Origin of the sequence: Streptomyces sp. NPDC006923 (assembly GCF_040635655.1) — a bacterium.
Taxonomy (GTDB): domain Bacteria; phylum Actinomycetota; class Actinomycetes; order Streptomycetales; family Streptomycetaceae; genus Streptomyces.
This window is the reverse complement of sequence record NZ_JBEYIF010000042.1, coordinates 1-14,275: the sequence shown is the minus strand read 5'-3', so window position 1 is coordinate 14,275 and position 14,275 is coordinate 1. Positions and strand designations below refer to the sequence as shown.

Genomic DNA, 14,275 nt, shown 5'->3' with positions numbered 1-14,275 from the left:
TGACGCACCCCGCGTAGGGACACCTTCCTCTGAACGGGCGCCTCCCGCGCCCAGACGGAAGGACAACACCATGCTGCGCACCGTCGCTGGACCCGCGGAGCGGGTACCACATCGCTGCGCGATGTGCAAGCGAACACCCGGGCTTCGCCCGGGTGTTGCGCACCCGCTCCGCGGGTGCGCTGGTGGGCCGCTCCGCGGCCCACCCAACCCGATGGCTGCGCCATCGGGTTGACACTCCGTCCGCTGCGCTCCCGGAGTTGCTAGGGGCGGAGCCCCTAGCAAGAGGGTCTTTCGCTTCGCTTCAGACTTGGGCTGGTCCGCTGCGCTCCCCCGCCTAACGGTCCTTCCGGCTGCGCCTCCAGAACCGTTGGGGCCCGCTGGCGCGGGCCGGGCCGGCTACAGGGGTGGGGGTCGCTCGTTCGCGTGGGTTCTAGTGTACCGCGCGCATCCGGTTGATGCAGCATGTACCGTTGGCGGAAACACAGGACACCCCCAACCGCCCGGAAACCTCCCCAGAATTCCGAGAGGAACGACCGCAGATGTCCGGTCACCACGAATCTACCGAACCCGATCCCGCGCTGAGCAGCGATTCTCTGCGCCGGGTGACGCAGTACCAGACGGCGGCTGTGAATGCCCGGCTCCGGCTGTTCGCGCTCTTGAAGGCGCAGGGGGTGCCCGCGAGCAAGGCGGACGACCTGGTGGCCGCGCTGGAGGCCGGGGCGGTCGCTGGGGCGCAGTGCCAGGTGGTGGAGCTGGACAGCATGGCGCCGCGCCCTCATGGCCCTGAGTTCGAAGACGGCTGGGACACCGGTGTGACGGCCGTGAGCGAGGCCCTGGTGGGCATCGCGGACCGGGAGTGGTCTCGGCGCGGCGGCCGGTCCGCCGGGGCCTCTGAACTGACCGTTCACATCGTGGACGTGAGGCGGCGTGAGCGGGCCGACTTGGTGCGGCTGGAGAGGTACGTCCGGGAAGCCGTCCTGCCGGCCACTCACCCGCACACCACGGCGCGCCGCCAGGTCCTGGAGACGCTGGGAGAGGCCGGCGGTCTGTGCACCGCGCGGACGGTCAACAGCGATGGGGACTACGTCGTCTGCACGCTCGATGCCGGTCACTACGACGTGGACAACAAGCCGCCCTTCAAGGACGGAAAGCCCGGCGGCTGGCACAAGGCGGATGCGTCGATCTGGAACAACCTGGGCGCGGCCTGCATTCCGCACGCGGCCCTCTGAAACACCACACGAATTCAGCGCTCGGGGAGGAACGGAATGTCAGCGATCCGGCTTAAGGAACACCAGGTAGATCAGCGCTCCGCGTTTAGGAAGTGGGTGGGATTCCCTGCAAGGTCATCTGTGCCCCCGCAGGGTGCCCGTGGCACGCTCGTGTCAGCGACCGGGTCGGGCAAGACGATCACGGCCGCCGCGTGCGCGCTGGAGAGCTTCGCGGACGGCCGGATCCTCGTGACCGTGCCGACTCTGGACCTGCTCGCCCAGACCGCCCAGTCGTGGCGCCTGGTGGGCCACCGCTCCCCCATGGTCGCGGTGTGCTCGCTGGAGAACGACGCGGTGCTGAACGAGCTGGGGGTGCGGACCACCACGAACCCGATCCAGCTCGCTCTGTGGGCCGGGCACGGGCCGGTCGTCGTGTTCGCCACGTACGCCTCTCTCGTGGACCGCGAGGACCTTGACGCACCGATGGGGCAGCGGAAGGTTCGCGGGCCACTGGAGGCCGCTCTGGCGGGCGGGGAACGGCTCTACGGGCAGCAGATGGACGGGTTCAACCTCGCGATCGTGGATGAGGCGCACGGAACCGCTGGTGATCTTGGCCGTCCGTGGGCGGCGATCCATGACAACGCCCGGATCCCGGCGGACTTCCGGCTCTACCTCACGGCGACTCCGCGCATCCTCGCCGCCCCCAGTGCCAAGAAGGGCAAGGACGGCAAGGATGTGGAGATCGCGACCATGGCCAACGACCCGGACGGCACCTACGGCGCGTGGCTCGCGGAACTCGGTCTGAGCGAGGCGATCGAACGCAAGATCCTCGCCGGGTTCGAGATCGACGTCCTGGAAATCCGCGACCCCTCCCCGGTTCTCGGGGAGTCCGAGGAAGCCCGGCGCGGCCGGCGCCTGGCGCTCCTGCAGACCGCGCTCCTCGAACACGCCGCCGCGCATAACCTGCGCACCGTCATGACGTTCCACCAAAAGGTCGAAGAGGCCCGCGCGTTCGCGGACAAGCTGCCCGCGACGGCGGCGGAACTGTACGTCAACGACGCCTCGGACGAGGATCTCGCCGCTGCGGACCTGCTGCCGAAGTCCTCACTCAACGCGGAGTTCTACGAACTGGAGGCAGGCCGCCACGTACCCCCGGACCGGGTCTGGACCGCGTGGCTGTGCGGCGACCACACCGTCGCCGAACGACGCGAGAAGATCCGCCAGTTCGCAGGCGGCATCGACGCGAACAGCCGGCGGGTCCACCGCGCCTTCCTCGCGTCGGTGCGCGTGCTCGGGGAAGGCGTCGACATCACCGGCGAGCGCGGAGTCGAGGCCGTCTGCTTCGCAGACACCCGCGGCTCCCAGGTCGAGATCGTCCAGAACATCGGCCGGGCGCTCCGGCCCAACAAGGACGACTCCACCAAGGTGGCCAGGATCATCGTGCCGGTATTCCTCCAACCCGGCGAGGACCCGACCGGCATGGTCGCCAGCGCCAGCTACCGCCCCCTCGTAGCGGTCCTCCAGGGCCTGCGCAGCCACGACAAGCGCATGGTCGAGCAGCTCGCCTCCCGTGCTCTCACCAGCGGCAAGCGGAAAATTCATCTCCAGCGGGATGAGAACGGGCGGATCGTCGGCGCCGGCAGCGGTGAGGGCGAGGAGCAGGACGACAACACCGCCGGCGCCGAGTCGGCCCTGCTCCACTTCTCCTCCCCCCGGGACTCCGCGACCATCGCGGCGTTCCTGCGCACCTGGGTCTACCAGCCCGAATCCCTGGCCTGGCTGCAAGGCTACGAAGCCCTGCGGAACTGGCGGAAGGAGAACACGATCACCGGCCTGTACGCCGTCCCCTACGACACCGAGACCGAGGTCGGCGTCACCAAAGCCTTCCCCCTGGGGCGATGGGTGCACCAGCAGCGCAAGACACTGCGCGCCGGAAAACTCGATCCCCACCGCAAAGAGCTCCTGGACGCACCCGAGGCCGGAATGGTCTGGGAACCCGGCGAAGAGACCTGGGAAACGAAGCTGGCCGCGCTGCGCTCCTACCGGCGGGCCACCGGGCACCTGGCACCCCGACAGGACGCGGTGTGGGGCGAGAGCGAAGCCGAGGGGCTGGTGCCGGTGGGGCAGCACATGGCCAACCTCCGCCGCAAAGGCGGCCTGGGCAAGGACCCGGAAAGGGCGGCGGAACGCGCGCAGCAGCTGGCCGCGATCGACCCGGACTGGAACTGCCCCTGGCCGTTGAACTGGCAGCGCCACTACCGGGTCCTCGCCGACCTGGTCGACGCCGACGGCGTCCTGCCCTACATCGCCCCCGGCGTCGTCTACGACGGCGACGACATCGGCACCTGGAGGTGGCGACAACAGGAACCGGGCACCTGGGCGCAGCTCCTGCCCGAGCAGCGCGAGCGACTGACCGCCCTGGGCATCCGCGGCGCCACCCTCCCCCTGACCGCCGCCGCCCCGGCGGAGCTCCCCACAGCGCCGGCCGACGCGGCCAAGACCGGGAACAAGGCGCAGGCGGCGTTCCAACGCGGACTGGCAGCCCTCACACAGTGGATCGAACGCGAGGGCACAGACAGGCCTGTCCCACGCAGCACGGTCGTCGAGATCACGGTCCGCGGCGAGGCGCAGCCGGTGAGCGTGAAACTGGGCATCTGGTACAGCAACACCAAGTCGCGGCGCGACAAGCTCACCGCCGACCAGCTCGCTGCGCTACGGAAGCTGGGCATCAAGTGGGCGTAGCGAGGCACGCGTGGGGTTGAGTGGGACTGCGGGTGGTGCTGGGCTGGACACTCTAGGATGGGCCGACTGGGGTTGGGGATAGAAGTGCCAGGCGTCTTTGGCAGAGGCTGTGGGCTCGCAAAGGGGCATCGGCGCGGAAATTGGAGCAGTCGCGCAGTGCACCTGAACAGCTTTAGCGTGAGTGGTTTCCGCTCGTTGACCGAGGTCGCAGACGTCCCAGTCAGGAAGCCCACGATCCTTGCCGGACACAACGACGGAGGCAAGAGCGCGCTGCTGGACGCTCTCGCCTTCCTGCTCGGCGAGCACGCACTGGCGGAGGACGACCGCACCTACCTGACCGCCGACGGAGAAGTCGAGTCGGCGCCGGTGCGGTGCGAGGAGAGCAGCGTCGAGGGGGCGTTCACTCTGGACGCCTGGGAGCAGGAGCGGTTCGACCTCCCCGCACAGGTTCGGCTACGGCGCTGCTCCGGAGAAGCCCTGATTTCTCGTCTGGAGGTCTGGCAGCCGATTCCGGCCGACGAGCGGCTGCGTGACCTGTCTCAGCTTCTCGTGCCAGCGTTGAGGGACCTGGTGAAGGAGTTCGGGCTCTCACCCAGCTCCATGCGCAAGCCGGACCTGGAGCAGGCTCTGCGTATGTACGGACGTGAACACTCCGGCTCGGACGGCTGGGTGGCTGTGCCTGCCGGTCTCGACAAGCGCATGCCGCGATACCTACCGTTCGACGGCAAGAAGCCTGATGATGCCGTCAAGACCGTGTTGGTCGGCCGATTCCAGAGCTACATGGCCGATCCAGACCTCAAGGGCAAGCTCACCGCCATCGAGGACGAGGTCCAGGACCGGTTGCGCATCGATGCCAAGTCCTTGTGTGAGCACATCGAGATGCGGTGTCCGGACCTGCAGAAGGTCTCCGTCGAGCCTGACGTTTCCTTTCAGCAGGGGTTCAAGGCTGCGCCTCTGCGTGTCGCACGCCGTGCTGGCGAAGCGGTGGGACTGGATCGCACCGGGCTGGGCAGCAACCGTCGCGTCTCGCTAGCTATCTGGGAATGGACGAGCGAGCTGCTGGCGGAGGAACAGGACACCACCCCGACGACGAGCACAGGTGACGAGGCTCCTGAACCGCCGCCGGTGCAGACGATCGTGGTGTACGACGAGCCGGACACCCACCTCGACTACACCCACCAGCGCAAGATCATGCAACTGATCCGGACGCAGAGCGATATCCCCAACGTCAGCGTGCTGGTTGCCACCCACTCGATGAACCTCATCGACGGCGTCGACATCTCCGACGTGGTGCACCTGAAGCTGGAGGACCACCGCACCGTGGTGGAACGACTCGGCACAGGGCTGCTCGGCGATGACATCGACGAACACCTGGGGAAGATCGCAGCCGCAGTCGGCCTGCGGAACTCGGTACTGCTGCACGAACGCTGCTTCCTGGCTGTAGAAGGCGAGACCGAGCAGCGCGCATTCCCACTGCTGTTCCGGTTATGCGAAGGCATGTCTCTGCAGGCAGCCGGCATCGCTCTGTGGGCTTGCTTCAACAACGAAGGCGCCCTGCACCTGGCCCGATACCTGATCAAGCAGAGGCGCACGATCATGCTGGTCGTCGACGCCGACAGCCGCAACGTGCGCAAGGGAATTTTCAAGACCCCCAAGCTCACCGAGTTCTTCGGCTCCCATGCCAGCCGCTACGTGAAGTTCCTCGGTGAGCCGGAGGATGACGCCCCGCAGCAGGAGAAGTACAACGAACTGGAGGAACTCTTCCACGACGACGTATGGGCACGCGTCGCCAACAAGATCTGGGCCAAGACCTGTGGCATCTGGCAGCCTGCCGACTTCGCCGCCCTCCGAGGCGAAGGCAAGTTCAGCGGAGCAGTCCAGGAAATGCTGCAGGAACGAAGCGAGAACGGTCCCGGCGGCAAGCCCGAGATGATGTATGAGCTGGCCATGGCCTTGGACGACCCGGACGACGTACCGGAGCAGCTGCGAGGCGTCTTCAAACAGCTCAGAGAGCTAGCATCCTGAGACGTCCCTGCATGGCCTGGATGCCGCCAGCCCCGGAAGGGCGCTGGCGACGGCGCGCCCTCATTCGCTCCTTGCGTTGCTCCAGCGTCGGATCGACCCACTCGTGCCACCCCACTGGCGGCTTCCATCGCTGCATGTGCTCACGTTCATCGACCCCACACCAACGGCAACCGCTGGGCGCAGGTATCTGCAGGTCAGACCCATCAGTGGACATCGCCACTCCTTCCCCTGACCACATTCTGCCCGCCACCACTGACATCACCCTGCCGCCCGATCGCCCGTCTGAAACGAGAGCCGCGAAGGGCCCGCAGAGACCTTTGATTCAACTCTCCGGCATGTCTCCAAGGACCGCTCCTCAAGGCCGTCCTATTGGTGCTCTGGCCGAGACCCGGGCTTTCCGAGCGCGCTGATCAGTAGTTGCTGAGGTGCTCTCGCTCGTGCCCGCAGCCGACTCCGTCAGGGGGCGTCGGTGTGTTGCTCGCATGGCCGGGTGCTGTCGGTACCCGCGTTGTACTGGCCGGTCTGGCATGAGCCCTATACGTCGTCGAAGCTGGGCTGACTCCATGGCTGGTCGGGAGGCGAGCTTGGGGCACCAAGGAGCTGGGTGATCTTCTCGGCTTCGTCGCTTGAGAGATCGGAGAGCAGCCGTGTCGTTGTGCCGAGGAGGGCGTCCAGCGGCACCTGGGTACGTGCGCCGCGGGCGCTGGCGATTCCGGAGCCGAACACGCACTGGAGAGACTCACCGGAGGGGATGCGGGCATCTGCCTCAATGACTCCCTCGGCCTGCCCCAACGCGTCACTGATGCCGTCGAGTTGGGCGTCGTGGGAGATGTCGTCTCCGGGGCCGCCATATCCGACGTGGCGGTCCGTCACGACCATGCGAAGAGAGGTCAACGGGATACTGAAGCGGTCGGCCCTGTTCCTCACCTCGTCGAGGCGGGGCAGATCGTGTTCCTGTCCGGACGGGAGCTGGCGCCGGGACTGGGCAACCAGCACATGGAAACGCGGGGTCTGCAGGATCAGCTGGCCAGCCTTTACCGCCCAGCGCCACGGGCTGATGTCCGCGTCTGCCACGCCGGGCACGATCATGCAGACACGGCTGGTCCAGAGCCGGATCGCCTCACGCATCAGGTGCTGAAGATTGCCGGTGCCGGCAACAGGGGTGCGCAGCAGGACAGAAAGGCTGATCATGCGTACGACCCGGTTCCAGAACGCGGCGTCGGCAACGTCCTCGGATTCCAGCAGGTACATCAGAGCCGTCTCGTCGAGATGGCCGACGCCGCGCTGGGGCGCGGGGAAGCTGGCGAGCGTGGATCCGCCTCCCTGCCAGAGGGCGGCGAGGAAGGCTGACATCCGATCAGCGACATCGGTAGTCATCCGCGCGGCGAGGGCGTCGACGGCATCGCGGGTGGGGACGCGTTCTCCCGCGCGGGCGGCCTCCGCCCCCTGAACGACCGTACTCAAGAACTCCTCGGTCGCCGCTTTGTCGAGGGTGCCGCGGCCGCCTTCGAGGACGGAGCGGGACACCAGATGAGGGATGCCGGGAGAATCATCAGTCGGCTGGAGTGCTCCGAGCGCGGATGCGTCAAGGAGGAGCGCGGTGCTGCTGCCGGGCTCAGTGAGGAGATCTCCCTGTTGACGGACGGAGGACAGTTGGCCGAGAGCCAGAAGCACCGGCCGGTCCGCGCGGGGAAGGCGTTGCAGATCGTCCTCGAGTTCGCGTTGGTCCGATGTGGTGCGCAGATAGATGAAGCGGCGCGGTGTGCGGGGTCTGCCGGGCCATTCCAGGACCATGTCGGGGACGTGGGTGTGGTTGAAGAACTCGGTCTTGGTGACGGTGGCACCGGGGTCCATGCGGCGCAGGTGCCGGGCGACGATGTCTTTGACCCGGGTGAACATCATCCGGTCGTCGGGCTCGTCCATGGCCTGGGAGATGGACTGTTCGACGATGTTCACCACGAGCCCTCTCTGCGTGTGAGTTCAGCGGCGACGATGGCTGCCCAGTCCTTGAGCGGCAGAAGGGTTTCCTGCTTGTCCGAGAGGACGATCAGCCACAGGCGTTCGGCGACCGATCGGGCGAGTTCAGCGTCCAGGAGTTTTCGGGCTTCCTCGGTGTCGCTGGTGCCGAAAACGCGGCTGCTGTGCTGAAGGACTGCGGTCTCCACCTGGCCGGGTGAGTTGAGAGCGGACCAGGAGTTCGCACGGAACGGTGCCCAGGTGATCCACATGAAGTGATCGCTGAGATGATGCTGGGCCTGGGCGGCGACGTAGCACTTGGCGAGGAACTCGTCGAACTGCGTTCCCTGATCGCTCGGCTGTGCGTAGTCCTTGACCTCTGCGCAGAACATGTCGTTCTGGTAGGGGTCACCACGCATGGCGCCGCCCAGATCGAAGGAGAACGTCCGGCCTCCGTACGGCCACGTCAGAGTCAGACGGCGGCCGCAGGACTCCGAGTCCGTGTTCGCGTACGCGCCGAAGATGCGCATCGTGCCCTCGAGCCACTGCTTGGCTCTCCGGGCCCCTGAGAAGCCCTTCACCTGAGCGTCTTCACCAACCACCACAGGCGTAGCTTAGTGCGATCAGACCATCACAGTATGCTCGAACGGGCTCATCTCCCGCCATGCAGAGGGGCATTGGCTTCAGGAAGGGGCAGCCGCGGCCTTGGGGAAGTGAGCCAACGACGGCCGCGGGCCGGAAGGAACTACTGCGAAAACGCCCTTCCTGATCGGCGAACACGAGACCGTGGCGGAGTGATCCTTCCTCCCGGCCTCCTGCGGACCGCTCCCCTGCGCGGAGAGACGACCCTGTCGCTGATCTGCCGCATCGCGAGCCGCTACGGACTGGAGTCCAAGGCGTTGCGGTCCTGTTGGCACTGGCGCAACCACCAGCCCAAGCACGAGAGCGGGGCCTGTCGGGCAGACGCCGAGGTGCTGCTGAATGCGGCTGGACGGCAACTCCTGGCGGGTCTGTGCGGCGTCGAGGAAGGCGTGCTGGCGCGGGCGTTGCCGTCCTGGGGGCAGGAGGACGCCAAGCTGCCCGCCGAAGAGAGCGGAGTGCCGGCGGCGGCGTGGCGGATCGGCGGTGCGGTCGCCGGGCCGGTGGCGTTCGGCTGCAGCCTCTGCACCGCCCGGCGTACAGGGACGGTCGTGCGGGTGGTGCGGTACGCACCGTTCTGGTCCCGGGTGTGTGTCCGGCACGGGCGGTGGCTCCTGGACGCGGACGCCGACCAGCCCCACGAGTATTTGGACGTGCGGCACTTGCCGGAGATGGCCGCGGCGCAGCGGCGGTGGAGCGGGGTGGCGCGGCGGGCGGCGCGGGCCGGGGCCGAGCCGGAGAGGGTCTTCGCGCTAGCGTATGCGGTGGTGGCACGGTGGTGGGATCAGGCCCTCAGCTGGGAGCGGGAGACGATCTGGCCGCAGCGGCTGCACCAGGTCGCGGGCGGTGACGCCGGGGGTGATCTGGAGCGGTGGCGGATCGTGGGGCGGGACGCGGTCGTCTTTCCCGAGGTGGTGGCGGTGGCCGAGGCGCTGCTGGATCCGGGCATGGGTGAGCTGGTGTGGATGGACAGTGGTGCGGGGCGGCCGCGGGCGCTGCCCGCCGACGGGATGTTCTGCCGCCGGCTCGGGGAGCGGGTGGGGCGTGTGTGGCTGGGGCCGTTGGCGGCGACGGATCACGGCGGTCCGCTGATCGCGTGGATGGGCAGCGTCATCCGCCTGCGCCGCGGAGCCGGCGGGCCGCCCGGGTACGACAACGATCCCTGGTGGCTGCGCCGGGAGCATCAGCCGGTGACCACGGCCGGGCGGTTGCGGGTGCTCGGCAAGGAGAAACGGGTGCCGGGCTCGGGAACGATGTGGCGGACGGTGGTCCCGCCCGAGCAGCGGGCACGGATCGGCAGTCTCATCGACAGTGCCGAGGAACAGCTGCTCCAGCTGCGCGGGGTGCAGAGCGGGCCGACGGCTGAGGTCGCCCGGCAGCTGCTGCGCGGCCTCGGTCACAGCGCCGGTCTGATCGAGGCGGCCTGGAAGCGGACCGCGGTGGCGGCGGTGAACGGCGGGGTGCCATGGGAGGAGGTGGCCCGGTGGGCGGACATGCCCGCCGAGGTGCTCAGGAGCATGCTGACAGCGGGCAAGCCGGAAGACGGCGGCTGAGGACGACGGGACGGGGGCGTCGGCTGTTAGTTGATAGGGCACTCGTTTGTGGCAGAAATCCTGAAACTGACGGTGCCCGTCGGCGGGAACAGCTTGGCTGACGCGGGTGATCAGCACAGGAACGGCCCGGTCCGGGGGCCGGGCAGGACGAGTTGCCGTGGATCGTGGGCACGGGTTCGAGGCGGTGTTCCTCGATCCGGTGGGGCAGGCGGTCCGGCAGCGGTGGGCGGATGCCGCCATGACCGTGGCGTTCGAGGAGTTGCCGCCGGTGTCGGCGTTCCCGGTGATCCCAGGACGGCGGTGGGGGCCGGGCCTGTGGTGGTCGGCGACCACCGGGCGGCACGTGGCCGCAGGGTCGAACGCGATGCGCACCCAGCTGACGGTCCTGGACCGCGACCCCGATGTGACCGGGCTCGCGGGGCGCCCGGTACGGCTGCTGTGGCGCGACGGACGGGGACGGGTGCGTTCCTGGGTTCCCCAGTTGTTCGCCCGGTACCGCGACGGCACGGGCCTGCTGGCCGACTGCCCCAGCCACCCGGAAGCCGGCGGCGAACGCGCTGTGCAGGCAGCCGAAGCGGTGCGCGCGGCGTGTGAGGAGACCGGCTGGGCCTACCGGCGCCTGGCACCGCTCGACGAGGTGTCGGCCGCCAATCTGAAATGGCTGGCCGGCTACCGCCATCCCCGTAACGCCGGCCGCCCCGGGCTGAGGCCCGCGGTTATGGCGGCGTTCGCGCGGCCGCGTCCGCTTGTCGAAGGTGCCGAAGCGGCTGGCGACCCGATCGAGGTCCTCCCCGCCGTCTTCCACGCCCTGTGGCACGGACAGCTGACGGCAGACCTGGTGACGCCGCTGCACGAACGCGCCCTGGTCGGCCCTGCGGGCTGGAGTGGTCCGGGCAAGACTGGAGTTGCCGGGTGACCGCACGGCACAACGCCCGGCCGGCCGTGAAGATCGGCGCGCAGGTCCGCTTCCGCGGCGTGAGATGGCAGGTGGTCGCCCTGTCCGGGCAGACCGTTCACCTCATCGGCCCAGACGGCGGGGGAGAGGCCGTACTCGCCGGGTACCTATTCGCCGACCCCGGCTTCAGCGTCATCGGGACCGAGGCGCCTCAGGCTGCCCCGCAATGGGGGCTGTTCGAGACCGCCCCCGCCGCGGCGCGCGAGAAGGCCCTGGCCTGGCAGCGGCATGTACGGGAAGTCGAATGCGGCCTTCCCGACGGGCCCGGCACTACTGGAGCGGTGCGTGAGCAGTACGACCCCGCACGGCACACGTTGGCCGAGCGGGAACAGGCCAAGGCCGAGGAGCTGACCGCGCTCGGCTTCGGCCGGGTGTCGCGCACCACGGTGCAGCGCATGCGGCTCGCTTATCGCAAGCAGGGCCTGTGGGGGCTCTTGGACCACCGCACCACCCGCGCCTCCAGCCCCACCGGGCGGGCCGACGAACGGGTCGTCACCGCCGTCCGTGAAGCGCTGCGCCGCCGGCGCGGGCGCTCCAAGGGCACCATCAACGGCCTGTTCCCGCTCATCAACCAGATCCTCGAAGATCAGCACGGCCCCGGCGCGGTGCCCGTGCCGTCCCAGGCGACGCTGTACCGGCTCGTCACCACGCTCGCCCGCCCCGGCGAACTGCCCAGCGGTCCGGTGCGGCAGGTGCCCGCGAGTGTCGAGGGGCGGGCTTTCACCCCCGCCATGGCGCTGCGGCCGGGTGAGCAGGTCCAGATCGACACCACCCGCCTGGATGTTCTGGCCCTCTTCGACGACGGGCGCCTGGCCCGGCCCGAGCTGACCATCGCCGTCGATGTCGCTACCCGCTCCATCCTGGCCGCCGTGCTGTGCCCGAGCGCGACCAAAGCCGTCGACACGGCCCTGCTGCTCGCGGAGATGGCCGTCCCGCACCCAGCCAGGCCAACCTGGCCGGCCATCCTGCGCATGGACCACGCCCGCGCACTCCCCCACCAGCGGCTGGCCACGCTGGACGAGCGTCTGGCCGGTGCGGCGGCCCGGCCGGTCGTGCTGCCCGAGACGATCGTCGTCGACCGCGGCAAAGTCTTCGTCTCCCGGGCTTTCACCGCCGCCTGCGAGAGCCTCGGCATCAGTGTCCAGCCGGCCCCGCCCCGCGCCCCCACCGCGAAGGGCATCGTCGAGCGCACCTTCGGCTCCATCAACGCCCTGTTCTGCCAGCACCTGCCCGGCTACACCGGATCCGACGTCACCCGCCGCGGCCCCGACACCGAGAAAGACGCCTGCTACAGCGTCGCCCAGCTGCAGGACCTGCTCGATGAGTGGCTGGTGCACTACCACCACCGGCCCCACGAAGGGCTGCGCCACCCGATGATGCCCAGGAAGGCCCTTACCCCGAACGAGATGTGGGCCGCGCTCGTCGCCGTCGCCGGATACGTCCCCGTCCCGTTGACCGGGCGCGACTACCTCGAACTGCTGCCCGTGCGCTGGCAGGCCATCACCCCCGGCGGCATCAGCATCCACCACCGCACCTACGACGCGGACCTCCTCGCCCCGCACCGCGGCCAGGCATCCCCCGTCGCCGGACGCGGCGGGAAATGGGAGATCCACTACAATCCCCACGACGTGCGCCAGATCTGGGTCCGCCTTCCCGACGGTGAACTCACCGAGATTCTGTGGATCCACCGCGACCACGTCCACCGGCCCTTCGACGAACGCACCTGGCAGCACATCCGCACCCAGACCGTTGACGGCAACCACGGTGACGCCGAGCAGTACGAAGCCGGCCTCGCCGATGCCCTCGACCAGCTCATGCGCCGCGTCCACAGCGGCCACGCCACCACAACGGAGCAGGCTCTCCTGGCCCGCACCGCTCACGTCCCGCTCCCCACAGCACGCGACGGGGACCACGACACCGAAGCACCCGCCGACAGCCCGGCGCAGCTGGACGAGGACGACAGCATCGACGACCTGCCCGACGACGACTTCAGCCCCGCCCCGGCCGCCGGATTCGGGCTCTACAACGCCTACGAGGAAGCCGACAAGTGGTGAACCCGAGCCCGCCAAGCGCGAGCAGCACACCAGGCGGTGCCGGCGGCAGTGGCGGAGCCGAGCTGTCGTGGCCGCTGACCACCTGGCAGGGCTGGCACCGCTTCGCCACCGCCGACCCCGTCGTCCCTCCCCGGCCCGGCGACCGGCCCCGCAGTACGGAGGAACGCCTGGCCTACCACTCCGCGTTCGTCACCATCCGCACCCCCGCCATCCACACCCTGGCCACCCAGGTCCGCACCCTGATGATCCTCGGACGCCACCAGCAGACCACCGCACGGCCCTCCCTCATCGTCACCGGACCCGCCGCAGCCGGGAAAACCACCGCGCTCCTGAACGTCGGGCGTACCTGCCACCTCGCCCACACCCGCAAAAACCCGCCACCACCCGGATCAGCGCACGCCTCAGTGCCCGTCGCGTATGTTCTGGTCCCGCCCGGCGCCACCGCGAAAACCCTCATCACCGAATTCGCCCGCTACCTCGGCATCCCCACAACCGCGCGCATGACCCAGACCCAGATCACCGAAGCCGTCTGCCACACCTACACCCAAGCCGGCATCCAGCTCGTGATGATCGACGAGATCCACCGCCTCAACCCCCGCACCACCACCGGCGCCCAAACCGCCGACCTTCTGAAAGACCTGAGCGAACGCCTCCCCGCGACATTCGTCTACGCCGGCATCAACGTCACCGACACCCCCCTCTTCACCGGCGTGAGAGGCGCCCAACTCGCCGGACGCGCCACCCTCGTCGACTGCGGCCCCCTACCCGCCCGCCACGGCAAGCGTGAACCCTTCCGCGACGTCATCACCGACATCGAAAACCATCTCGACCTCCAGCACCACAAACCCGGCACCCTCCCCCGCCACACCCCCTACCTCCACCAGCGCACCGCCGGCCGCATCGGATCCCTCACCCGACTCATCCGCCAAGCCGCCATCACCGCCATCCACGACGGCACCGAACGCATCACCAAAACCACCCTCGACACCATCCGCCTCGACCACCTCGCCGAAACCCACCACCGCCCCCACACTCGCGCCCGAAGCCGCTAGGGCGTGTTTTGAAAGTTGGCCGATCCCCTCGTCCCGTGCCGTGATGATCTCGGTGTGGGACGAGGGGATCTTTCTGACGAGCAGTGGTCGG

At 68.8% G+C, this 14,275-nt stretch carries 9 protein-coding genes; 7 read left to right on the top strand and 2 right to left on the bottom strand.

Going from position 1 to position 14,275, the window contains the following annotated elements; translation table 11 throughout:
• The first annotated feature begins 539 nt into the window (after positions 1 to 539).
• From ABZ707_RS32950 to ABZ707_RS32940, 3 genes are all read left to right on the top strand, one after another.
• Complete coding sequence (locus ABZ707_RS32950; RefSeq protein ID WP_360182473.1) at positions 540 to 1,229, top strand: hypothetical protein; 690 nt, start codon at positions 540 to 542, stop codon at positions 1,227 to 1,229.
• A gap of 36 nt (positions 1,230 to 1,265) precedes the next feature.
• On the top strand, positions 1,266 to 3,950 hold the full coding sequence (locus ABZ707_RS32945) for a Helicase associated domain protein (RefSeq protein WP_360182470.1): 2,685 nt from the start codon (positions 1,266 to 1,268) through the stop codon (positions 3,948 to 3,950).
• 156 nt (positions 3,951 to 4,106) lie between these two features.
• Entirely contained in the window at positions 4,107 to 5,975 is a 1,869-nt protein-coding gene (locus ABZ707_RS32940) for a DUF2813 domain-containing protein (protein WP_360182467.1), read from the top strand.
• Positions 5,976 to 6,509: 534 nt separating this feature from the next.
• On the opposite strand, the gene ABZ707_RS32935 is transcribed toward ABZ707_RS32940, so the two are convergent.
• Both ABZ707_RS32935 and ABZ707_RS32930 read right to left on the bottom strand, forming a co-directional pair.
• Positions 6,510 to 7,931 (bottom strand): hypothetical protein, encoded by a 1,422-nt coding sequence (locus tag ABZ707_RS32935; RefSeq protein WP_360182464.1) that lies wholly within the window; start codon positions 7,929 to 7,931, stop codon positions 6,510 to 6,512.
• Complete coding sequence (locus ABZ707_RS32930; RefSeq protein WP_360182461.1) at positions 7,928 to 8,536, bottom strand: hypothetical protein; 609 nt, start codon at positions 8,534 to 8,536, stop codon at positions 7,928 to 7,930. Before ABZ707_RS32930 ends, ABZ707_RS32935 begins: the two co-directional genes overlap by 4 nt.
• Positions 8,537 to 8,728: 192 nt before the next feature.
• Between ABZ707_RS32930 and ABZ707_RS32925 the strand changes: the two genes are divergently transcribed.
• The 4 genes from ABZ707_RS32925 (at position 8,729) to ABZ707_RS32910 (ending at position 14,184) form a co-directional block, all read left to right on the top strand.
• Positions 8,729 to 10,123, top strand: coding sequence for a DNA-binding protein (locus ABZ707_RS32925; protein ID WP_360182479.1), 1,395 nt, complete (start codon positions 8,729 to 8,731; stop codon positions 10,121 to 10,123).
• A 157-nt stretch (positions 10,124 to 10,280) separates the two neighbouring features.
• Complete coding sequence (locus tag ABZ707_RS32920; protein ID WP_360182458.1) at positions 10,281 to 11,039, top strand: TnsA-like heteromeric transposase endonuclease subunit; 759 nt, start codon at positions 10,281 to 10,283, stop codon at positions 11,037 to 11,039.
• Positions 11,036 to 13,132: a Mu transposase C-terminal domain-containing protein gene (locus ABZ707_RS32915; protein WP_360182455.1), complete on the top strand. Its 2,097-nt coding sequence runs from the start codon at positions 11,036 to 11,038 to the stop codon at positions 13,130 to 13,132. Before ABZ707_RS32920 ends, ABZ707_RS32915 begins: the two co-directional genes overlap by 4 nt.
• A gap of 74 nt (positions 13,133 to 13,206) precedes the next feature.
• Positions 13,207 to 14,184 carry an ATP-binding protein gene (locus ABZ707_RS32910; protein WP_360182476.1) on the top strand — a complete coding sequence of 326 codons (978 nt, stop codon included), beginning with the start codon at positions 13,207 to 13,209 and terminating at the stop codon, positions 14,182 to 14,184.
• Positions 14,185 to 14,275: the final 91 nt, after the last annotated feature.